Annotated in this window: 20 protein-coding genes, 2 tRNA genes and 1 riboswitch; of the genes, 8 read left to right on the top strand and 14 right to left on the bottom strand. The window is 65.4% G+C overall.

The window, feature by feature from the left end; translation table 11 throughout:
* Positions 1 to 60: 60 nt before the first annotated feature.
* The 3 genes from M1E17_RS07435 to M1E17_RS07425 all read right to left on the bottom strand — a co-directional run bounded on the left by M1E17_RS07435 (position 61) and on the right by M1E17_RS07425 (position 2,585).
* A complete protein-coding gene (locus M1E17_RS07435; RefSeq protein ID WP_457966505.1) occupies positions 61 to 969 on the bottom strand; it encodes a DMT family transporter in 909 nt (302 codons plus the stop codon).
* Positions 969 to 1,592, bottom strand: coding sequence for a CDP-alcohol phosphatidyltransferase family protein (locus tag M1E17_RS07430; RefSeq protein ID WP_457966504.1), 624 nt, complete (start codon positions 1,590 to 1,592; stop codon positions 969 to 971). Before M1E17_RS07430 ends, M1E17_RS07435 begins: the two co-directional genes overlap by 1 nt.
* Positions 1,593 to 1,730: 138 nt before the next feature.
* Positions 1,731 to 2,585, bottom strand: a complete 855-nt coding sequence (locus tag M1E17_RS07425; RefSeq protein WP_457966502.1) for a phage holin family protein — start codon at positions 2,583 to 2,585, stop codon at positions 1,731 to 1,733.
* A gap of 178 nt (positions 2,586 to 2,763) precedes the next feature.
* On the opposite strand from M1E17_RS07425, the gene M1E17_RS07420 reads away from it, so the two are divergent.
* From M1E17_RS07420 to M1E17_RS07410, 3 genes are all read left to right on the top strand, one after another.
* Positions 2,764 to 3,987, top strand: coding sequence for a multidrug effflux MFS transporter (locus M1E17_RS07420; protein WP_457966500.1), 1,224 nt, complete (start codon positions 2,764 to 2,766; stop codon positions 3,985 to 3,987).
* Positions 3,988 to 4,043: 56 nt separating this feature from the next.
* On the top strand, positions 4,044 to 4,223 hold the full coding sequence (locus M1E17_RS07415) for a hypothetical protein (protein ID WP_457966498.1): 180 nt from the start codon (positions 4,044 to 4,046) through the stop codon (positions 4,221 to 4,223).
* Positions 4,224 to 4,293: 70 nt separating this feature from the next.
* Positions 4,294 to 4,701, top strand: coding sequence for a hypothetical protein (locus M1E17_RS07410; RefSeq protein WP_267278369.1), 408 nt, complete (start codon positions 4,294 to 4,296; stop codon positions 4,699 to 4,701).
* A 74-nt stretch (positions 4,702 to 4,775) separates the two neighbouring features.
* Here the strand turns inward: M1E17_RS07410 and M1E17_RS07405 are convergent.
* The 6 genes from M1E17_RS07405 to M1E17_RS07380 all read right to left on the bottom strand — a co-directional run bounded on the left by M1E17_RS07405 (position 4,776) and on the right by M1E17_RS07380 (position 11,217).
* Positions 4,776 to 4,848: transfer RNA gene (locus M1E17_RS07405), tRNA-Asn, on the bottom strand.
* Between the two features lie 125 nt (positions 4,849 to 4,973).
* Positions 4,974 to 5,046, bottom strand: a tRNA-Asn gene (locus tag M1E17_RS07400).
* A gap of 146 nt (positions 5,047 to 5,192) precedes the next feature.
* Complete coding sequence (gene dnaG / locus M1E17_RS07395; RefSeq protein WP_457966496.1) at positions 5,193 to 7,127, bottom strand: DNA primase; 1,935 nt, start codon at positions 7,125 to 7,127, stop codon at positions 5,193 to 5,195.
* A 52-nt stretch (positions 7,128 to 7,179) separates the two neighbouring features.
* Positions 7,180 to 8,469 carry a deoxyguanosinetriphosphate triphosphohydrolase gene (locus M1E17_RS07390; protein ID WP_457966494.1) on the bottom strand — a complete coding sequence of 430 codons (1,290 nt, stop codon included), beginning with the start codon at positions 8,467 to 8,469 and terminating at the stop codon, positions 7,180 to 7,182.
* On the bottom strand, positions 8,462 to 9,640 hold the full coding sequence (gene dusB / locus M1E17_RS07385; protein ID WP_457966492.1) for a tRNA dihydrouridine synthase DusB: 1,179 nt from the start codon (positions 9,638 to 9,640) through the stop codon (positions 8,462 to 8,464). Before dusB ends, M1E17_RS07390 begins: the two co-directional genes overlap by 8 nt.
* A gap of 71 nt (positions 9,641 to 9,711) precedes the next feature.
* Complete coding sequence (locus M1E17_RS07380) at positions 9,712 to 11,217, bottom strand: YibE/F family protein (RefSeq protein WP_457966490.1); 1,506 nt, start codon at positions 11,215 to 11,217, stop codon at positions 9,712 to 9,714.
* Positions 11,218 to 11,271: 54 nt separating this feature from the next.
* Between M1E17_RS07380 and M1E17_RS07375 the strand changes: the two genes are divergently transcribed.
* Entirely contained in the window at positions 11,272 to 12,057 is a 786-nt protein-coding gene (locus M1E17_RS07375) for an alpha/beta hydrolase (protein WP_457966488.1), read from the top strand.
* 140 nt (positions 12,058 to 12,197) lie between these two features.
* On the opposite strand, the gene M1E17_RS07370 is transcribed toward M1E17_RS07375, so the two are convergent.
* From M1E17_RS07370 to M1E17_RS07360, 3 genes are all read right to left on the bottom strand, one after another.
* Positions 12,198 to 13,229 (bottom strand): GNAT family N-acetyltransferase, encoded by a 1,032-nt coding sequence (locus tag M1E17_RS07370; protein ID WP_457966486.1) that lies wholly within the window; start codon positions 13,227 to 13,229, stop codon positions 12,198 to 12,200.
* A gap of 2 nt (positions 13,230 to 13,231) precedes the next feature.
* Positions 13,232 to 14,617, bottom strand: a complete 1,386-nt coding sequence (locus M1E17_RS07365) for a glycine--tRNA ligase (protein WP_457966484.1) — start codon at positions 14,615 to 14,617, stop codon at positions 13,232 to 13,234.
* A gap of 144 nt (positions 14,618 to 14,761) precedes the next feature.
* Complete coding sequence (locus M1E17_RS07360) at positions 14,762 to 15,754, bottom strand: DMT family transporter (protein ID WP_457966482.1); 993 nt, start codon at positions 15,752 to 15,754, stop codon at positions 14,762 to 14,764.
* Positions 15,755 to 15,787: 33 nt separating this feature from the next.
* Between M1E17_RS07360 and M1E17_RS07355 the strand changes: the two genes are divergently transcribed.
* Entirely contained in the window at positions 15,788 to 16,024 is a 237-nt protein-coding gene (locus tag M1E17_RS07355) for an RNA-binding S4 domain-containing protein (protein ID WP_267278360.1), read from the top strand.
* 1 nt (position 16,025) lies between these two features.
* Here M1E17_RS07355 and M1E17_RS07350 read toward each other — a convergent pair whose 3' ends face one another.
* Positions 16,026 to 16,676 (bottom strand): alpha/beta hydrolase, encoded by a 651-nt coding sequence (locus M1E17_RS07350; protein WP_457966480.1) that lies wholly within the window; start codon positions 16,674 to 16,676, stop codon positions 16,026 to 16,028.
* Positions 16,677 to 16,771: 95 nt separating this feature from the next.
* Here M1E17_RS07350 and M1E17_RS07345 point away from each other — a divergent pair, with 95 nt between their 5' ends.
* The 3 genes from M1E17_RS07345 to M1E17_RS07335 all read left to right on the top strand — a co-directional run bounded on the left by M1E17_RS07345 (position 16,772) and on the right by M1E17_RS07335 (position 19,488).
* Positions 16,772 to 17,620, top strand: a complete 849-nt coding sequence (locus M1E17_RS07345; protein WP_457967625.1) for an SGNH/GDSL hydrolase family protein — start codon at positions 16,772 to 16,774, stop codon at positions 17,618 to 17,620.
* 64 nt (positions 17,621 to 17,684) lie between these two features.
* Positions 17,685 to 18,968 carry a winged helix DNA-binding domain-containing protein gene (locus M1E17_RS07340; RefSeq protein WP_457967623.1) on the top strand — a complete coding sequence of 428 codons (1,284 nt, stop codon included), beginning with the start codon at positions 17,685 to 17,687 and terminating at the stop codon, positions 18,966 to 18,968.
* Positions 18,969 to 18,981: 13 nt separating this feature from the next.
* On the top strand, positions 18,982 to 19,488 hold the full coding sequence (locus M1E17_RS07335) for a hypothetical protein (protein WP_457966478.1): 507 nt from the start codon (positions 18,982 to 18,984) through the stop codon (positions 19,486 to 19,488).
* Between the two features lie 109 nt (positions 19,489 to 19,597).
* Here M1E17_RS07335 and metX read toward each other — a convergent pair whose 3' ends face one another.
* Entirely contained in the window at positions 19,598 to 20,713 is a 1,116-nt protein-coding gene (gene metX / locus M1E17_RS07330; protein WP_457966477.1) for a homoserine O-acetyltransferase MetX, read from the bottom strand.
* Between the two features lie 12 nt (positions 20,714 to 20,725).
* Positions 20,726 to 20,841, bottom strand: a riboswitch (SAM riboswitch).
* Positions 20,842 to 20,859 lie beyond the last annotated feature (18 nt).

Below are 20,859 nucleotides of genomic sequence, written 5' to 3'. Positions count from 1 at the left end.
TTGGTACGGGTTGAATCAGTGGAAAATCGGCTGGGTGGATCGACATTGAGGGGACATCGGCTAGCGGGACGCCCTGCCCACGGCCTTCCGCGCGTCTTTCCTGCGCTTGGTGACCTCGGGGTGGTGCCTGGAGAGGGCGATTACCCCAACGATAGCAAGCGAAGCAGCAGCGGCCATCGCAATTGCCGTTACGGCATGGACGTCCGGACGCAGTTCACCGAGGATAACGATGCCTATCGCGATGCCCACAATCGGATCGATGACAGTGAGCCCGGCAATGACCAGGTCCGGCGGTCCGCCGGAATAGGCGTTCTGCACAAACCAGGAACCAAGCCCGCCGGCCGCGGCGATGGCCACCACCGAATACCAAGGGACGTTAAGCAGTGCCAGGCCGTTGGGGTCCAGGAGGTGCTTGCCGATAATCCGTGTCAGCACTGCCACGAAGCCGAACAGGACGCCGGCGCCAATAATGTAGATGAAGGCACTCATCCGATGCCTGAACATCACCGCAAGCGTGCCGAACAGACCGACCGCCAGTGCCAGCAGGAGCACAATGGTGAGCTCGTCCGCCTGGCCGACGTGATGGTTTTCCTGGGTCGCATTCACGGCAAGGAGCACAAAGAGCGCGGACCCCGTGACGCAGGCTGCGATGGCTACCACCGTGGCGCGGTTAATGGTCAGGTCCTGGTCCCTGGCGTTGACAACGGTGGTGATGACCAGTGCGATGGCGCCGATGGGCTGGACAACCGTCAGCGGTGCGGACACCAGGGCAATCGCGTTCATGCCCATTCCGGTGCACAGCAGGAGCAGGCCCAGCATCCACCGCGGATTGCGCAGCAGGCGAAGAAAACCGTTGGAGCTCAGCGCCAGGCCGCCCGTATCGGCCTTGACAGCACTCCCCTGTTTCTGGGCTCCGAACGCAAGGAAAAAAGCGCCAAGCACCGCGAGCAGGACAGCTACCCAGACCATCAGGCGGTGCCGCCGTCGTGATGTGATTGCATTCTGCCCTTCCGCAGGATGGCCCAGAAATAGTTGTACGCGGCAATCCAGTGACCGGTCAGGCCCAGGCCCAGCACGACCCAGGCTGCAACGAAAAGAGCATCTGCAAACGGGACGTCCAGCCGGGACAGGACCAGCAGGGGTGTGCCCAGGAGCAGGAGGCCGGTCCGGATCTTTCCGATCAGGCTCACTGGCAGGTCGGGGTGGCCGTGGAAGTAGGAGAGCGTCAGGACCAGAAGAACAGCATCCGGGACCACGAGTGCGGCAAGGTAAAGCCAGTGGACAACGCCGGCGATCACCAGCGTGATGGCAACTGCAATCAGTGCCAGCCTGTCAGCGATCGGATCCATCACGCGGCCCAGCTTGGAAGCCTGGTCAAAACGGCGGGCCACATAGCCATCCACCCAGTCCGTGCCGGCCATGATCGCCAGCACCAGGACCGCGAAGCCGTACTCCTGCCGGGCCAGGACCAGCCAAATGAAGATCGGCACACCCATAAAGCGCAGGACGGTGAGCACGTTGGGCACGGTCAACACGCGGTCGTGGTCAACGTGCGGGCGGCCCGGACGGGAGCCAGCGCCAATAATCCTCATCCCGTCCCCTTCCTTCCCGCGTGCCTGTCAGGGCGTAGGTTTCCTTTTTTGTCTGGTCTGTAGCGTCCGGCTGTCTCTCTTGTCCGGGGGTGAAAGGCTGCAGAGATGTCCGTTCCGCGGGCCCGTTTCGGCTGGTCCTTACAAATCCTTCAGCAGCTTGCGGAGCAGCACAGCAAAAACAGTGGCGGCGGCAGCAAAGGCTGCCAGGGGCTTCCACCGGGGCGCGGCCCCGCCTGTCTTTTCGGAAAGTGCGGCCAACTTCTGGCCGGCGAAGTCCTTGCCGTGGTCAACCAGCGACTGGCCCTCCCTCAGCTTGTCCTGCGCTGCGGCCAAGAGGAAGCTGGCCTGCGTCTTGACGTCGAGCTCCGTGTCGAGCTCGTCGCGGGCTTGGGCCAGGTGGTTGCGCCGCTGATGCAGGCGGCGGTGCAATTCAGGTTCGGAAGCGTGCGGGTATTCCTTGTCGTGGGCCTCTGCCTTGGCTTTCTTCTCTGCTTTGGCCTTGGCTGCGGCTTCATCCTTGGCCGCCTTGGCGGCCTTTGCCTCCGGGCTGGCGGGATCAAGGATGGCGGCATTGAAGTCTGACCCTTCCTTGGCTACACCGATGTCATGCCGGATTCCGCGAAGGGTTTCCTCGGGCATCAGTGGCATGGCCTTCTTGAATTTGCGGAGGCCGATCAGGCCCCCGATCGCAGCAATCAGCAGGAAGGCTGCACAGACCAGCAGGGCGGCCAGCCAGGCGGGCATGATGGTGGCCAGCCCCATGATGGCGGCAACAATGAGCCCCACCACAAGGAACGCGACAAAAATAACGGCAACGGCCATAAACGCCGCGGCAACTCCGAGCTGCACGCCCTTGCGCTTGATCTCCACCTTGGCGAGGGCGATCTCATCATTGAGCTGGCGGGGCGCCAGCCGGACGAGGAGTTTTAGCGTTTTGGGCAGCGCGGTGAGGCGCAGCCCCTGGCTGGTCCGCCCGCTGTGACGTCCGCTCATCGGTTCCGCCTAACTGGTTTCATGGTCGATTCAGCTTCCCTGTGCTGCGGGAGAGTGCAGCTGCACCGCCCCCGCCCCCAAAACTATCATTCAGGTTAAGGCCGAACTTCGGTCATCTGCCGCGGCGTGCCCTCCAACGCTGTAGATGCTGGTTGTTTCGGGCCTAGGATGGATCTCCGTGACCATTCCCACCAACCCGGGCGATTCGCTGAGCCGCCGGCGGAAACTTCTGTACATCCTTTTGCTCGGTGCACTCACCGCTTTGGGCCCCTTCACCATCGATCTGTATCTTCCGGCCTTTCCCGCGCTCGAGGCCAGCCTGGGGGTATCCGAGGCGGAGGTTCAGCTGACCCTCGCGGGTACTACGGTGGGCTTTGCCCTGGGCCAGCTGGTGGTGGGCCCCTTTAGCGACAAGTTTGGCCGGCGGTTTCCCCTGATCCTGGCCACAGCCGTGCACATCGCCGCCTCACTGGGGGCAGCCATCTCCACAGACATCGCCTCCTTGGGACTCTTCCGCGTCCTGATGGGGGTGGGCGCCGCCGGCGGTGGAGTTGTTGCCATGGCAATGGTCCGCGACCTGTTCTCCGGGTATGCGATGGTGCGGATGTTCTCCCGGATGGCACTTGTCAACGGGCTGGCACCCATCCTGGCTCCGGTCATCGGCTCCCAACTCCTCCTGGTGATGCCCTGGCCGGGGATTTTTGTGTTCCTGGCCGCCTACGGCACGCTGGTGGTCATCGCTGCCCTCTTCCTGGTCCGCGAAACCCTGCCGCCCGAAAAGCGCGGCCAGTCAGGCCTGACGGCCGGCCAACGCTACCGGGTCCTTTTCACGGACCGGATCTTTGTGGGCCTCCTGCTCCTGGGCGGAATGAACTTTGCCGGCCTGTTTACCTACCTCTCCGCCTCACCGTTCCTTTTCCAGGACATCTTCGGCTTCTCTCCCCAGCAGTACGGACTCCTCTTCGGCATCAACTCGCTGGGCATCGTGGCCGGCGTGCAGACAAGTTCCAGGCTGATCAGGCGAATCCCGCCGCAATGGATCCTCGCCTGTTCCACCGCCTGGATGTTCATAATGGCCCTGCTGATCGTGATTTTCGATCAAATGGGACTGGGGCTGTGGGGCGTGATGGTGCCGCTGTGGTTCTACATCCTCGGGACGGGTTTTACTTTTCCCTGTGTGCAGGTGCTGGCGCTGGCAAACCACGGCGACAAGGCCGGCACCGCGGCCTCCCTCCTGGGGGCCGCGACGTTCCTGATGGCCGGGCTGATCTCACCGGTGGTGGGCTGGCTGGGGATTGAAAGTTCCACTCCCATGGGCGCGGTCCAGGCCGCCTGCATCCTGCTCTCCATCGCCGCGCTGTGGCTGGTGGTCAGGCCCCGCACCGTCCCGTCCATCCACTGACCCCGCCATCAATTGACCAGGCCAACCACTACTCAGGCCGCCAGTAAGGTGGAACGATGAAACACACACCGCACCGGAACCGAAGGGGACTCTTCCTCGGAGCGGTGCTGGGCGCCGTCGCAGGCTATTTTGCCGGCCGTGCCCTGGGCAACCCGGCCATCGGGATCATCCTGGGAATGCTGGCCGGCGCTGCCCTGCTGTACCGCGTCAACCCTGGCCCGTGGAACCGGCCCTGACCTCCCTTGACCTCCCCCTGACCTCCCGCTGACCTCCCCGCGGGGCCCGTTCCCGGGATAAAATGGGACCGTGCCCAGCTGGCAGGACCAACCGCCACTCCCGGCCACGTGGCAACGGTGCGACTCCGGCATTTTGCCTCTGTGGTGGGAACGGTTGTGCGCCCAGACCGGCGAACAGTCAGCAGCGCTCTATGCGGCCGGGCTCTTCACCGAAGACCGGAGGCGGCCCATCGCCCAGTGGTACAACCCCGCCTTCAATGCCGCGCTCTTGGTGGCGCCTGAGACCTCGCCGGAGTGGCCTGTGCAGCGGTTCGGCATCTTTTACGCTCCCCCGGATTCCGGTTTTGTCCGGGTCCATTCTGCTCACCACGAATGGCATCCGCGCCAGCCGCGTAAGTCCCCCACCGAGCAGGAGGCTTTCCTGGCGGCAATAGCCGAGGCCGAGCGTTTCCTGCAGGTTGAAATGGACTTCGTCTGACTCAGGTGCCATCCCCGAAACAACGAAAGATCCCCGCCCTCACAGCAGAGGACGGGGATCTTTCTTGTGTGTTGCTCCTCCTGCTGGACTTGAACCAGCAACCCTTCGATTAACAGTCGAATGCTCTGCCAATTGAGCTAAGGAGGAAGGAAGCAGGTACGACACTAGCAAAGGTTTCGGGGGTAAGGGAAATCGAGGATCAGTCGGGGCTAAATACCCGCCCCGGGTATGAAAAAATCCCCGTTCCGGCGGACCGGAACGGGGATTGTGCGCTCCTCCTGCTGGACTTGAACCAGCAACCCTTCGATTAACAGTCGAATGCTCTGCCAATTGAGCTAAGGAGGAATGAAGCGGCTACTAGCCTAGCAAGCTCCCGAAGGGAAGTGAAATCGGGAAGTGAAATCGGGACATGAAATGGGGACGTGAAATCGGGAAAAACTGGTGCCGCTTCCGATCCCGGCCCCTGGCAGGGAAGGTCAGGCAAGGGAACGTCAGGCATCCGAGCGCAGCGCCCGGCGCTCCATCTCAAGCATCATCAGTTCCCGGTTCAAGCGCTGGAATGCCTCCGGGTCAGAGGCAGGATCGAGCCGCTGCAGCTGGCCCATCTTGTCCGCCTTCACCCGCGTGATCTGCAGCTCGAACAGCCTCGACAGAATGTCCTTGCAGTACTTCTGGACGGCTTCCGCGGTGCTGGCCGGCAGCGGAACCACGGCAAGCTCCGATACCAGCCCTCGAAGCGGCTCAGGCACTTCATGCATGATCTGTTCCACCCAGCGGACGGGATCTTCCGTGAGGCCAGGGCCCGTTGCCCGCATGGCGTCGTGGACTGCCTGGAAAGCCGGTGTGGCGAACCTCACGGCCGCGAAACGCTCCCAGATGCCGCCGCCGAGGTGCGCGGGCTCCTGCAGCGCCACCTCCAGCGCCTGCCGCTCCATGGAGGCAACGGGATCCCGCGGGTCCGGACGGTGATAGGAAGGAACAGCGCCCGACGCCGGTCCGGCAGCTACGCCGGGGCCGCCGGGTTGCGCCGGCCTCCCCTGGGCCTGGCCACCTCCCGCGGCGGCCGAAGCTCCCGGTGCGGCCGGCGGAGCCTCCGTGGCCCGCTTCATAGCCACGCCGACCGCCCTGCTGACATCCTCGACGGACATGCCGAGCCAACCCGCAAGTTCCCGCGCGTAGGCGGGCCTGATGCCGGCATCCCGGATCTGGGCCACCACGGGAGCGGATTCACGAAGTGCCGCCACGCGGCCCTCAACGGTGTCCAGGTTGTGCCGCTTCAGGGTTGCCCGGATGGCAAACTCGAACAGCGGACGGCGTGCGCTGATAAGGTCCCGGACCGCGGCGTCACCCTTGCTCTGGCGCAGCTCGCAGGGATCCGCACCGGTGGGCTCCACGGCCACGTAGGTCTGGGCGGTAAAGCGCTGGTCCTCGTCGAAGGCCCGCAGGGCCGCCTTCTGCCCGGCAGCGTCGCCATCGAAGGTGAAGACCACTTCTCCGCCGGTGCCGTCGTCAGACAGCAGGCGGCGGGCGATCTTGATGTGTTCGGTGCCGAACGCTGTACCGCAGGTGGCCACCGCCGTCGGGATTCCCGCCAAGTGGCATGCCATGACGTCGGTATAGCCCTCCACCACCACCAACTGGCGGTCCTTGGCGATGTTCCGCTTGGCGAGGTCGATCCCGTAGAGGACCTGGGACTTTTTGTAGAGCGTGGTTTCCGGGGTGTTCAGGTATTTGGGGCCCTGGTCGTCCTCGTAGAGCTTGCGGGCGCCGAAGCCGATGGTGTCGCCCGCGATGTCCCTGATGGGCCAGATCAGGCGGCCGCGGAACCGGTCATAGATGCCACGGTTTCCTTCGGAAAACATCCCCGTCAATTTCAGTTCCTGGTCCGTAAAGCCGCGGCCGCGGAGGTGCTTGAGCAGGGCGTCCCAGCCCTGCGGCGCATAGCCGACGCCGAACTGTTCGGCGGCGGCGCGGTCAAAGCCGCGGCCGTGCAGGAAGCTGCGGCCCTCTGCGGCGCCGGGGGTGAGCAGCTGGGCGCGGAAGAACTCGTCGGCAATCTTGTGCGCGTCCAGGAGCCGCTGACGCTTGCCCACTTCCTCCCGGTTGGGGCCGGTGCCGCCGTCTTCGTAGCGGAGCTCGTAGCCGATGCGCGCGGCCAGCTTTTCCACGGCCTCGTGGAAGGAGGTGTGGTCCTGCTTTTGGACAAACGCAATGACGTCCCCGTCCTCGCCGCAGCCAAAGCAGTGGTACCTGCCTACCTGCGGGCGGACAGTGAACGACGGCGAGCGCTCGTCATGGAATGGGCACAGTCCTTTGAACGTTCCCAGGCCGGCACTCTTGAGCGTGACGTAGCCGTCAACCACTTCCTTGATGTCCGTGCGCTGGCGTACTTCGTCGATATCTTCACGTTTGATCAGGCCAGCCACAAAGCCATCCTAATGCGGGGGTACGACGGCGATGGCCACTTTCCGGCGTTCGTCACCACAGCGAGGGCAGGCTGCCCACCAGCCGTTCGTACATGGCCAGAGCGGAACCGTCGGTCAGCGAAGCCACCTGGTCAATAATCACCCTGAGCCGTGCGCCGTCGTCGGCCGCGTCCCGCCAGTCCGCCGCGAACATCGGTTCCAGGTGCCGGTCGCCGGTGGCGCTCAGCGCCGTGACAAGCGCATGCAGCACTTCCCGCTGGCGCTCGTAAATGGGCTGGCGGTGTTCGGTGGTCATCACAAAGGTGGTGGCCAGGCCCTTCATCACCGCGATTTCCATCACGGTCTCGTCCGGGACCATCAGCTCGGCGTTGTACCGCGTGAGGTCTTCCGGACCATATACCGCGCGGGTGGTCTCCAGGGCGCTCTGGCAGAACCGGCCAATGAGCTGGCTGGTCATGTTCTTCAGTGCGGCCATGGATTTGCGGCTGCCATCGGCCTCCCGTACCCAGACCTCGGTTGCCTCCAGCCGGCCGAGTGCGGCGTCGATGGCCGCGGGGTCATTGTGCGGGAGGTACCACTGTTTGGCGTAGCCCACCACTCGGGCCCGGTGGTCCGGGTTATCCATCCAGCGCAGCTGGAAGTGCCCGGCAACGATCGCATCCTCGACGTCGTGGACGGAGTAGGAGATGTCGTCGGCGAGGTCCATGACCTGGGCCTCCAGGCAGGAGCGCCGTACCGGGGCGCCCTCCCTGATCCAGTTGAAGATGGGCAGGTCGTCCTCGTAGGCGCCAAACTTGCTGGTGCGCTGCCCATGGATGACGGGCGCCTCCAAAGCGGACCAGGGGTATTTGGCCGCCGCGTCGAGGCTGGCGCGGGTGAGGTTGAGTCCGGCGGGGCGGCCGTCCAGGGCCAGGACCTTGGGCTCCAGCCGCGTCAGCAGCCGGAGCGTCTGGGCGTTCCCTTCGAACCCGCCGATGCCGTGGGCCACCTCGTTCAGGGCGGACTCGCCGTTGTGCCCGAAGGGAGGATGGCCCAGGTCGTGGCTGAGGCAGGCAGTGTCCACCACGTCCGGGTCGCAGCCCAGGGCACGGCCCAGTTCCCGGCCCACCTGCGCCACCTCCAGGCTGTGGGTCAGCCGGGTCCGGACAAAGTCATCGGTGTCCGGTGCCACCACCTGAGTCTTGGCGCCGAGGCGGCGCAGCGCGGAGGAGTGCAGCACCCGGGCGCGGTCCCGCTCGAAGTCAGATCGGTAGGTGTTTTTGGGCGGTTCCTCCACCCAGCGGGCGAAGTCATGGACTTCATAGCCGGGCAGGACAGGTGCGGTAGTCCTGGTTTCAGCCACCGGAGACGTCCAGTTCCGCGGCGGAGATGTCCTGGGACTGGGCGTCGTTGAGGGCACGGGAGTCAAGCCAGTCCTTGGGCAGTGCCGGCTTCTTGGGTGAACCCGCACGGCCGCGGGGCCCTTCGGCGTCAACGCCGGGATAGGGCGAGTCCAGGTCCAGCTCGTCCAGGGTCTCCTTGAGGCCCTCAAGGGTGGCCACCATGGCAAGCCGGGTCCGCAGTTCGCTGCCCACCACGTAGCCCTTGAAGTACCAGGCCATGTGCTTGCGGATCTCACGGAGCGCCTTGCCTTCGTCGCCGAAGGTTTCGATCATCAGCTGGGCATGACGGTAGACGCCTTCCGCCACCTGGCGCAGGGCAGGCTTGTGGCGTTCATCGCTGCCCTCGAAAGCGGCCATCAAATCCCCGAACAGCCATGGACGGCCCTGGCAGCCGCGGCCCACCACCACGCCGTCGACGCCGGTTTCACGGACCATGCGGACAGCATCCTCGGCCGACCAGATATCTCCGTTGCCCAGGACGGGGATGTCCGGCAGCGCTTCCCGCAGCCGGGCGATGGCATCCCAGTCGGCCTGGCCGGAGTAGAACTGCGCCGCCGTGCGGCCGTGAAGCGCGACGGCGGCCACTCCTGAATCACGGGCGATCCGGCCGGCGTCGAGGTACGTCAGGTGATCCTCGTCAATGCCCTTGCGCATCTTGATGGTCAACGGCACGCCGCCCTTCGACGCCTCCCTGACAGCGGTCTGGACGATTGAGGTGAAAAGGTCGATCTTCCAAGGCAGGGCAGAGCCTCCGCCGCGGCGGGTGACCTTGGGCACCGGGCAGCCGAAGTTCAGGTCGATGTGGTCCGCACGGTCTTCCTCTACCAGCATCCGTACAGCCTGGCCCACGGTGACCGGGTCCACCCCGTACAGCTGGACGGAGCGGACCTTTTCGTCGTCGTCGTGCGAAATGATCCGCAGGGATTCCGGGGTGCGCTCCACCAGGGCGCGCGAGGTGACCATCTCTGCCACATACAGGCCGCCGCCGTACTCGCGGCACAGCCTGCGGAAAGCGGAGTTGGTGATGCCGGCCATCGGGGCAAGGATCACGGGGGTATCCACCGTGATGGGACCCAGTTTCAGGGGCGGGAGTTCCAGCTTGGGGGCGGGAGGCGTTGCTACAACAGTCACCTCACCATTGTTGCAAAGCCGGGCAAATCGGCGCTGCTCTTCTGGAACCGCCCGGGGAACCGGCCGGGCCGTCAGCCGCGGTCTGCCCGCCGGCCGCGGCGGGTGCCGGCCGCCTCGGCAGGATCTGACGGTGCCCGCCTGGAGCGGCTGCTGGCTGCCGCCGCCGCAAGCGCGCCCGTATCGTCGACATCGTCGGGGTTGATGGCGCCGGGGCTGATGGCACCGGGGCTGGGAGTGCCCTTCTCCCCCGTTGCGCCGTTGGCTGGAAGCGCAGCCTCCGGCTGGCCCGCCGTCCGGATACCGGTGGCCTTGACCACCAGCACGGCAATCAGGGTGGTGACGGGAATGGCCAGGACCAGTCCAATGGAGCCCACCAGGGTCCGGATGACCTCCTCGGACAGCTCGGCGCTGGTCAGGGTTTCCCCCAGCGGACGGTTGTACAGCATCACAATGATGAGGATGGGAAGGGCTGCACCGGCGTAGGCGAAGGCGATGGTGTAGACAGTGGAGGCAATGTGGTCGCGGCCGATCCGCATGGCTGAGGTGAAGAGTTTGCGGGCGCTGGTGCCGGGGGCGAGTTCGTAGAGTTCCCATACGGCTGAGGACTGCGTGATGGTGACGTCGTTGAGGACACCCAGGCCGGAGATGATGAGCCCGCAAAGAATCACGCCGCTGATGGAGATGCTGGCGGACGTATTGACCAGCGTGGTGGCGTCATGGCTGCCCACCCCGGCAAGGTTGGCGGCATCCGTGGCCCAGGCCGCGAGCAGTGCGGTGATGCCCAGGCCGAACATGGTTCCCAGGAGCGCAGTGGACGTCCTGGCCGAGAAGCCGTGGGCAAAGTACAGGACCCCGATCATGATCACTGTTGACCCCACCAACGCCAGCAGCAGGGGCGGCTTTCCCTCCACCAGGCCGGGCAGCATAAAGCTGACCAGGACAAAGTACGCGCCCACCAGTCCGATCAGGGCACGGAGCCCGCGCCAACGCGCCACTGCTATCACCACAAGGGCGTACAGCAGCGCCAAAAACACAATGGGCATGGTCCGGACAAAGTCCACAAAGATGTAGGCAGGAGACCCCTGCGACGCCGATGCGCCCTGGGCGTTGGAAAGGTTCAGGTACCTGATCTGGTCCCCGGCCTTTACACCGTGCGACTTGGCCACATCCGGGTTAATGACTACCTTGACGGGACTGCCGCCCTGATCGGGCTCGGTGAAGGCGAAGGTGCAGTCGGAGCCCTGCTGGCCCGGCGCCTGTTGGCCCGGCTGGCCCGGCTCCGGTTGGCCGCCGCCGGAAGAACCTGACGACGGCGCGCCCTGCATGCAGCTTTCGACCACCACGCTCTGGATCTTCCCGGTGTCGAAGGTCACGCCGGGCGCCGCCGAATACGGGTTGGCCAGGGAAATGCCTTCCTTGGTCCCGGAGGGCCACAGCATGGCCATTCCCGCGAGGGTCAGCAGTGTCAGCGGAATCAGCACGGCCGCGAGGATGCGGTTGGCTTTGCGGCGGGCGGCAACAGCCTGGGCCGTCGGCTCCGAATGACCTGTGGAAGCGTGGGAGTGACCGGAACCCATCAGCAGTTAAACCTCATACCTTGAACTCTACGTCCGGCACCTTAGTGTTGATAAATGGACCAAGAGGACCACGGGGAACTCGAAGAAGCCCGTATAACCGACCGCAGGAGCGGGCCAAACGATGGGAGTGCCGCCGCCATCCCGGCGAGGCAGGCTGTCCTCACCGTGCTCCCGGCCTCCGGACCCACGCTGGGCGTGGCGCTGGTGCTGCACGGCGGCAAGTCCCACAGCTATGAGCCCGTGCAGACCCACCACCTGAGCCCGGCCAGGATGGTTCCCTTCGCCAGGCACCTGCACCGGGCCGGTAAGAGCCACGGACTGGCGGTATGGTCGCTGCGGAACAGTGTGCGGGGCTGGAACGGTGAGGCCATGGTGCCCCTGCAGGATGCCCGCTGGGCCCTCAACCGGATCAGGGAGCAGCATCCCGGGGTCCCTGTCTACCTGCTGGGGCACTCGATGGGAGGGCTGACCGCCATCTGCGCCGCCGACGATCCCCAAGTGGCCGCCGTCGTGGCGCTCGCCCCCTGGCTGAACGCGGCGACCCCCGCCTCACGGGTTGCCGGCCGGCGGGTGCTCATCGTGCACGGCACCGGTGACCGCTGGACCAGCCCCTGGGAGTCCCTCCAATTCGCCCGCCGCGCCGCCCACGAGGCCGCCTCGATGCAGTACGTCTCCCTCAAGGGCGCAGGGCACTTCATGTTCCGCCGGGTCAGGTTCTGGCATGCTCTGGCCACCGGATTTGTGATGCAGGAGCTCGGCGCTCACACCGGCGCCGCCGTCCCCGCTTCCCGCGCCTTGGATCAACTGCTCCCGGCAACCGCAGTGGAGGTGACCCTGTAAGGGGTGGCCACCAAAGAAACGCCAGCCCAGAGCGGGTGCCTCCCGCCGCCGTCGTACTCCCTTCCCCCAACCAGGTAGCGCTAAGTGTCGTTTTGGGCCCCCAAAACGACATATGGCGCTACCTGGTTGGGGGGACGGGGTCAGTCCGAGACGATGAGGGTTTCCGCACCGGCCAGGCGTGCTTTGCCGCTTTCGAGCAAAGGCTCGACGGCGGCACGCAGGGCTGTCATCGAATCGTCCAGTTCCAGCATGACTGGGTGCTGGTACGCGATGAGTGCGAGCAGGTCCCGGACGGCTGCCGCGGCATCCTCCGGTTCCAGGGCCGGTTCGTGGCCCAGGAAAACGTCCGTGGCCGCCGCACCCGGCGAGGCACCCTCCGGAGCCAGCGGATCCTGGGCTGCCTCGGCATAGCTGACGGCAAAGGCGCGGATCCGGCCCTTCCTGGTGGGGGCCACACCGGCGCCAAAAGCCGACTCCGGCTCGGCCCGCAGCACGATGGCCCCGTGCGCACCCGTCAGATCGTCCAGGAACAGCTTCTGGACCTGTCCCACCGAAAGCACCCCGGGCGAATCCCAGCCGTGGATGGCCGAGTAGTACCGTCCCACCACATCGGTCAGCTCCACCGAACCCGTGGCGAGGTCCATCACCACGTCGGAGCCGGCGTTTTCATCGTTGGCGGGCCTGCCGGCGTCGTCCTTGCCGGGGAACACAGGCAGCTTCAGGGCGCCGGGCTCAACTACCACCAGCCGCGAGCGCTGGATGGGCGAAAGCCCGAACGCGCCGGCGAAGGCAGCCCCGGGAGTGTCCGGCTGGACTTTGGCGCGGAGCCTGGAAACGCCCGACGGCGATTGTTCCGCTTCCCGGCGCAGCATGGTCAGGAGCGTGGCCCCAATACCCGCGCGTCGGTGGTCCCGTGCCACTTCAATGTAGGTCCACAACCGCTCCGGATGCAGCGACGCCTCGTAAACCACACCTGCGGCCACGGGAATGCCAACGCCGTCCACAACGTCCTCGGCCACAATGCAGCGGCGCCAGGGCGTGCCGTCGGTGCCGGCGGAGGAGACTGTAAGCGCGCCGCGGAACTGGCCTGCCTGGAACGTTTCCGGATCACCCCAGATTTCCAGCAGCGCCAGGTCGTCGCCGTCGCGCCATTCGCGGTACTCGATGGCCATGGCTAGGCGCCGATCAGGCGTGCGGCCAGGTAGCCTTCCACCTTGTCCAGGGACACACGTTCCTGGGTCATGGTGTCGCGCTCACGGATGGTCACGGCCTGGTCATCCAGGGTGTCGAAGTCCACGGTGATGCAGAACGGCGTGCCGATCTCGTCCTGGCGGCGGTAGCGGCGGCCGATCGCACCGGCGTCGTCGAAGTCGATGTTCCAGTTCCTGCGCAGCTGGGCTCCCAGGTCCTTGGCCTTGGGTGAGAGGTCCTCGTTGCGGCTCAGCGGCAGCACAGCGGCCTTGACCGGGGCCAGGCGCGGATCGAGCTTCAGGACCGTGCGGACGTCCACGCCGCCCTTGGCGTTGGGGGCTTCGTCCTCCGTGTAGGCGTCCACCAGGAAGGCCATAAAGGAACGGGTGAGGCCGGCAGCGGGCTCGATCACGTAGGGCGTGTAGCGCTCGTTGGTGGCCTGGTTGAAGTAGCTCAGGTCCGTACCGGAGGCCTTGGCATGGGTGGAGAGGTCGAAGTCGGTGCGGTTGGCGATGCCTTCAAGCTCGCCCCATTCCGAGCCCTGGAAGCCGAAGCGGTATTCGATGTCCGTGGTGCCCTTGGAGTAGTGGCTGAGCTTGTCCAGCGGGTGCTCGAAGAAGCGCAGGTTCTCCTCCCGGATGCCAAGGCCGGTGTACCAGGACATCCGCTCCTTCATCCAGTACTGGTGCCACTCTTCATCCGTGCCGGGCTCGACGAAGAACTCCATCTCCATCTGCTCGAATTCACGGGTGCGGAAAATGAAGTTTCCGGGCGTGATCTCGTTGCGGAAGGACTTGCCGATCTGGCCGATGCCGAACGGCGGCTTCTTCCGGGAGGTGGTGAGGACGTTGCTGAAGTTCACAAAGATGCCCTGGGCCGTCTCGGGGCGCAGGTAATGCAGGCCTTCCTCGCTGGCTACCGGACCCAGGAAGGTCTTCAGGAGGCCGGAGAATTCCTGCGGTTCGGTCCACTCGCCGCGGGTGCCGCAGTTGGCGCAGGCAATGTCCTTCAGGCCGTTTTCCGCCGGGCGGCCCTTCTTCTCCTCGTACTCTTCCTCGAGGTGGTCCGCCCGGTAGCGCTTGTGGCAGGACAGGCACTCCACCAGCGGATCGGAGAAGACATCCACGTGGCCGGAGGCTTCCCAGACCTGGCGGGGAAGGATGACCGAGGAGTCCAGGCCCACCACGTCTTCGCGGCCGCGGACCACGGACTGCCACCACTGGCGCTTGATGTTTTCCTTCAGCTCGGCACCGAGGGGTCCATAGTCCCAGGCAGAACGGGAACCTCCGTAGATCTCACCGGCCTGGAATACAAAGCCCCTCCGCTTGGAAAGGGAAATGACCTGGTCGAGAACGGATTTTGCTGCCATGGTGGAACTCCAATTTCTACAGGCCGCTGGGTGCGGTCCGCGGTTATCTGGCCCCGATTGCACCGTTGGTGGGCACCTCTGGTTGCCTGCGGGGCGGGCGAAGGAAAAAGTTGCAGAAAGCTGCGTGTCCTAGCCTACCGGCCACTACCTCCGGAAGGCGCCCCGGGGCCAGGGCAGGGTGGCCAGCACGATGGCGGCAAGGGTCAGCAGCGTACCCAGGACGGTGGCCGCGGCCACCACGGTTCCCGGCGCGGGAAACAGCAGGTCAAGGCCAAGGGAACCCAGGAGCTGCCCGGCGATCATGCCCAGGCCGGTGATGAGCACACCCAGGCTGCGGACCAGCAGCGCCCCCAGGCCAATGAAGATGCAGCCCATCGGCCCGCCAAGGTAGTACCACCAGTCCGGCGGCAACGGGTTACCGGTCCCCCACCAGGCAACCTTGAGCCCCCAGACGATGGTGAGCACTAAGGAGCCCGCCACAAAATTCACCAGGGTGGCGGCGATGGGCGTGCCGTAGGTGACGGTGGCGGTTCCGTTCATGGCCTGCTGGAAACTCATCAGGAAGCCGGCCAGGACGGGCAGCAGGAGGGGAAGGATGAGCGTTTCCGGCCCGCCGGACACACCGGCAGCGCCGGCAGCCCCGCCGCCGGCAAACCTCGGCGAAACGGCCCAGGCCACAGCTGCAATGGTCAGGATGCAGCCGATCACCCTGATCCCTGTCACAGGCCGCTTGCCGGCAGGCCCGATCCCCAGCCGGTCCACCAGGAGACCGCTCAGCGTCTGGCCCGTCACGACAGCCACGGTAAACAGCGCCACGCCCAGGACACCGATGGTGGAGGACTGTGCGATCACAAACAGTGCCCCGATCCCGCCGGCCATGACGTAGAGGCGGGGAAAGGCACGGTTGCGGACGGCGGGGATGATCCTCACCAGGCCGGCCCGGCCCTTCGGCAGAACCAGGGAGATCAGGATCATCAGCACCAGGCCGGTACCGAAACTGACCAGCGCAGCCGCGAAGCCGTCGTCGAGCCGGGCGCCCAGGGCGCCGTTGATCCGGCCCTGGACGGGGATGGCAAGGCCCGCTCCTACTGCCAGCGGCAGCCCTGCGAGCAGGGGCAGCCGGGGAGGGTGGGTCATTGAATTCACCTTACGTCAGGCATTATTGCTTGTATGAGCAACCAGGACATCGAAGAGATCCCCATCCGCGACAGCATGATCCGCCTTGGCCAGCTCCTGAAGCTCGCAAACCTCGTGGAGGACGGCGTGGAAGCCGCGGAGCTCATCAAGAACGGCCTGGTCAAGGTCAACGGCGAGATCGATGACCGGCGTGGCCGCCAACTGCATAACGGTGACACCGTGACAGTGAACAACCAGACCGTGCGGGTGGTGGCGGCGGAAGCTTCCTGACCTACTTGTTCAGGACCTCATGGGTGAGGAACTCGGACACGTGCCCGATTTCCTGCTGGTTGATGCCATGCCACATTCCGGTATAGAGCACCTTGGTGAGCTTGACGTGCTTGCGGACCCACGCCATGGTGTAGTCGATCTTGTCCGGTGTGATCACGGGGTCCTGCTGGTCCCGGCCCCAGAACATCGGCACAGTCCCGTCCAGTTCGTCGTCCCGGAACGCGGGATCGTCGCCTCCGTCCACAACAAAACCGGAAAGCCCGACGACGGCGGCGAAGTCAGCGGGGCGCTCCCGCAGCAGCGTGGTGGCCATGGCCATTCCCATGGAAAAGCCCAGCAGTGTGACCGACGGGTGGTCCTCTTTGATGCTGTCGATCCACTCCAGCACGTAACCGGATGCCTTCTTGACGGCGTCGACGGAGTATTCAACGGACCCGGTCAGCGGAAACCAGGTAAATCCCTCACCCATCGCCAGAGGGGCACGGACGGAGGCCACGGCAAAGTCCCCGGGAAGCATGTCCGCCAGGCTCAGGAGATCCCGCTCGTTGGCGCCATAGCCGTGAAGCAGGACCAGCAGCGGCTTTCCGATGCGCTGGGCCTCCGGCTGGGACCACAAAATAACGGGGGCAGGAAATACTTGGGCGTCAGTCATGGTTTCCATTCTTACAGTTACCCATCGGTAGCAACCTACGTTGGCGTAGCTTGAAAGGGAGAAGGCAGGATAAGACCGTGAGCGAAGCAAGAGCAATGCAGAACCCCGCGGCAACCGTGGAATCCCACCCTTGGAGCCGGTACGTGGCCATGGGGGATTCCTTTACCGAGGGCATCGGCGATCCCGAGCCCTCAAGCCCCGGCGGGTATCGTGGCTGGGCCGACAGGGTGGCCGAGGAACTTGGCCGCGGCCATACCGATTTCGCCTACGCGAACCTTGCCGTCCGCGGCCGGCTCCTGCAGCAGATCGTGGACCAGCAACTGGCACCGTGCCTGGCCCTGAAGCCTGACCTGGTGACACTGTCCGCCGGCGGCAACGATCTCATCCGGCCCGGCGGCGATCCTGACGCACTCGCCGAAAAGCTCGATTCCGTGGTGCAGATCCTGTCACTGAGCGGCGCCACGGTGGTGCTTTTCAACGGGCCCGACACCGGCTCTTCCGTGCTGGGCCGGGTCCGAAGCAAAGTAGCCATCTATAACGAGAACCTGCGGACCGTGGCGGCCCGCCACGACGCCATCATCGCCGACATGTGGTCACTGCGGCAGCTCAGCGATCCACAGATGTGGGACCAGGACCGGCTGCACTTTTCACCGCTGGGCCACCACACGATCGCCGCCATGGTCCTTGACTCCCTGAACGTCAGCCACAGCCTGGAACCGCTGATGCCCAAGCCGCTCCCGCCGCGCACCTGGCGGGAAGCACGCACCGGCGATCTCGTCTGGGCCCGCGAGTATTTTGTCCCGTGGGTGGTCAGGCGGCTCCGTCACCGCTCGTCGGGCGATGGCATCACGGCAAAACGTCCGACGGCGGGTCCCGTGTTCGGTCCTGGCGTCCCGCTGGGTTCCGGGGAGGGTCCGCTGGGAACCACTGAAGCGCGGCGCTGACCCGCGCCCGCCGGAGAAGACCCAGACAAGAACCTTGGACAGGAAGGGACCGATTTCTGTGGCCATAGACCCGGACGGCGTGGTGCGGAAGAGGCTGCACGCCCAGATGCTGCGCGGACCGGGCGCCGCTTCGCCCGAGGAAGCACTCCGGAACCTGCTGGCAGTGCAGGCCCAGGAGTTTCCCTATGCCCGCTGGAGTTTGGCGCAGCGTACTGCTTTCCCGCAGACTCAGCAGACTCAGGAAACAGCCCAGCAGGCTCCCCGGCAGTCAGCCAAGGAGACAGCCCAGGAGTCAGCCCGGCAGCCGCCAAGGGCCACAGCGGCCCAGGTGGAAGATGCCGTGGCCGACGGGCGGATCCTGCGGACCCATATCCTCCGGCCAACGTGGCATTTTGTCCATCGCGACGACCTCCGTTGGCTGATGGCCCTGTCCGCACCCAGGCTCCATCAGGGGAACGCCGGAATGTACCGGCAGACAGGCATCGATGCGGCGGCCGCGGCCCGGAGCGCAGACGTCCTGGCCGACGCTGTCCGGGGCGGCAAGCATCTGACCAGGGAGCAGCTAGCCGCCAGGCTGCAGGATGCCGGCTTCACGGCAAAGGGTGTGGAACTTGCCTACCTCATCATGCATGCGGAGATCAGCGCAGTTCTGGTCAGCGGCACACCTGTTCGCAGTCCAAGTGGGGCGCTCAAACAGACGTATGCCCTGTTCGACGAGCGCATTCCGGCCGCTCCCGAAGTGAGCCGGGCAGAAGCCCTTGCCGCGTTGGCCCGGCGCTATTTCAGTAGCCGCGGTCCGGCCACGGTCAGGGACTGCGCCGACTGGTCCGGGCTGACCATGGCTGACGTCCGGCAGGGCGTTCAGCACGTCCTGGAGAACGAACCGGACGCCCTGGAAACGCAGGAAATTGACGGCGTCGTCTTCTACTTCAGAGCCGGGCCGGGACCGGAGCCGGATTCGACGCTGGGAGGCCGCGGACCCGCTCAGGGGGCGGAGCCCCGGATCGATCTGATCCAGTGCTACGACGAATACGTGATGGGGTATTCCGCCACCAGGCATTACCTGGGAGGAAGCGCTCCCGCGATCCCCGCCGACGGCGCCCTGATACACGTGGTGCTGCTCAACGGAAGGATGGCCGGTTCCTGGCGGCACACCATGCTGCCCGGCCGGTGCGAGCTGGACATCCGTCTGTCCACACCGGCAGGGTCACACGCCGCTTTTGCCGGTGCGGGCGAAAACACTGACGTGGAGCAGGCGGTGGAGGCCGCCGTGGCTGGCTATGGAGCCTTTCTTGGCATCCCCACAGTCCGGAAGGCGTCCGGGGCTAAGCTGGAAGGACACATATGAGAGGCGCAGCACCGTGAACAACCTGTTTTTCTGGATCATCGTTTTGTCGTTCCTGATTCCGATGGGGATGCGGATGTACCGGAAATACGTCCACCGCCGGAACCAGGAACAGAGCTTCTCCGGGCGGTACCCGGACTACTTCCCCGGCCCGCGTCCGGGACCGCAGAGCAACCAGCCCCGCGACGGCTACACGCAGCAGGACTACATGAGCGGCGGCTTCCGCCAGATCAGCAGCCCGGAGCCTCTGCCGCCCAGCCAGCCCCTTCCCCCGTTCCAGCCACTGCCGGGCCAGCAGCTTCCGACGCCGGACCAGCAGCGCCCGCCGTACGGCCAGGCAGTGCCTCCCCGGGACCGGGGACAGGAACCGCAGAAGCCGGCGGCCCCCTCGACTCCCCCGCCGCCGTCGGCCCCGCAGGGCTACCGTGCCCGCAAGCTTGCAGAACTTGACCAGCAGTACAGCAACGGCGAAATGGCCATGGATGAGTACATGGCGCGCCGGGCCGAAATCATGAACGGCTGACGCAAGAACTGTCCCGGCGAGGTTCTGAGGCCGGGAACTTTCCAGGCCAGGACTTTCTGGACCAGGAAGACTTTCTGGACCAGGGATATTTTCTAGAGCAGGAACTTCTTCAAACCAGGAATGTCGTCCTGAGCTGGTTGCCCAGCTGTCCGATTTCGGTGAGGAAGCCGTCGTGGCCGATGGGGCATTCAATGATGTGCACATCAACGTCGCCCGGCAGGGCTGCCGCCAACTCGTGTGACTGGGACGGGAAGTAGAGCCTGTCGCTGTCCACGGCCGCCACAAAGAACCGGGCTGTCGCCTTGGCCAGGGCCTCGTCCAGGGAGCCGCGCCCCCGGCAAACATCGTGGCTCATCAGGGCCTCTGTGATGGCGATGTAGCTGTTGGCGTCAAAGCGCCGAACCAGCTTGTTGCCCTGGTGGTCCAGGTAGCTTTCCACCTGATAGCGGCCGCGGTCGCCCAGCGCCGGTGCCTGGAACGGTGTTTCCGGCGCCTGGGCCAGGCGTCCGAACCTGCCGTCCAGTTCCCGGGCCGAGCGGTAGGTGATGTGGGCTATCCGGCGAGCCAGCGCCAGGCCGTCCTCCGGACAGGGACCGCCATAGTAATCGCCGTTGTTGAAGTTGGCATCCTGGCGGATCGCCAGGGTCTGGGCCTGGGCGAAGGCAATCTGCTCCGCCGTGCTCGCGGCGCCGACCGATACTACGGCACACCGTTCTACCCGCTCAGGGTAGGTCAGAGCCCATTCGAGGGCACGCGCGCCGCCCATTGAGCCGCCCAGGACGGCGAACCAGCTCTGGATGCCCAGCAGGTCAGCCAGCCGGGCTTCGGCAACGGTGCTGTCCCGGAGGGTGACCAGGGGGAAGCGGGAGCCCCACGGCTTTCCGTCAGGGGCAGGCGACGAAGGTCCGGTGGAGCCATAGCATCCGCCCACGATATTCACGGAGACCACAAAAAACCTGTCAGTATCCACCGGCGCACCGGGCCCGGCCAGCTGTTCCCACCAGCCCGGTTCATCGGTGTCGCCCCGCGTGACGTGGGTGCTGCCTGTCAGGGCGTGCTCGATCAGGATGGCGTTGGAGGCATCATGGTTGAGTGTGCCCCAGGTTTCATACGCCAGGGTGACATCCGGCAGGAAGCCTCCGGCTTCGAGCTCGAGTCCGCCGATAGTGGCGAACTGGACCACTCCGTTTTCAGGTACGGCGGTGCGGGAGACGGTAATCGTCATGTGAGGACCTTTTCTACGCGCTTGCCCGCCGTCAAATGACCGGCAGGCCAGGTCTTCACCCGGGGCACCCCACCGCGGAAGGAGGGTTGCCGGCCAGCAAGCCGGGGCTGTCACTGGCACTCATGACCTGCTTCGAGTGTACGAAA

It is taken from the genome of Arthrobacter sp. D1-29, assembly GCF_054130585.1.
The sequence above is the reverse complement of the archived record's forward strand: the minus strand, read 5'-3'. Positions and strand labels throughout refer to the sequence as shown.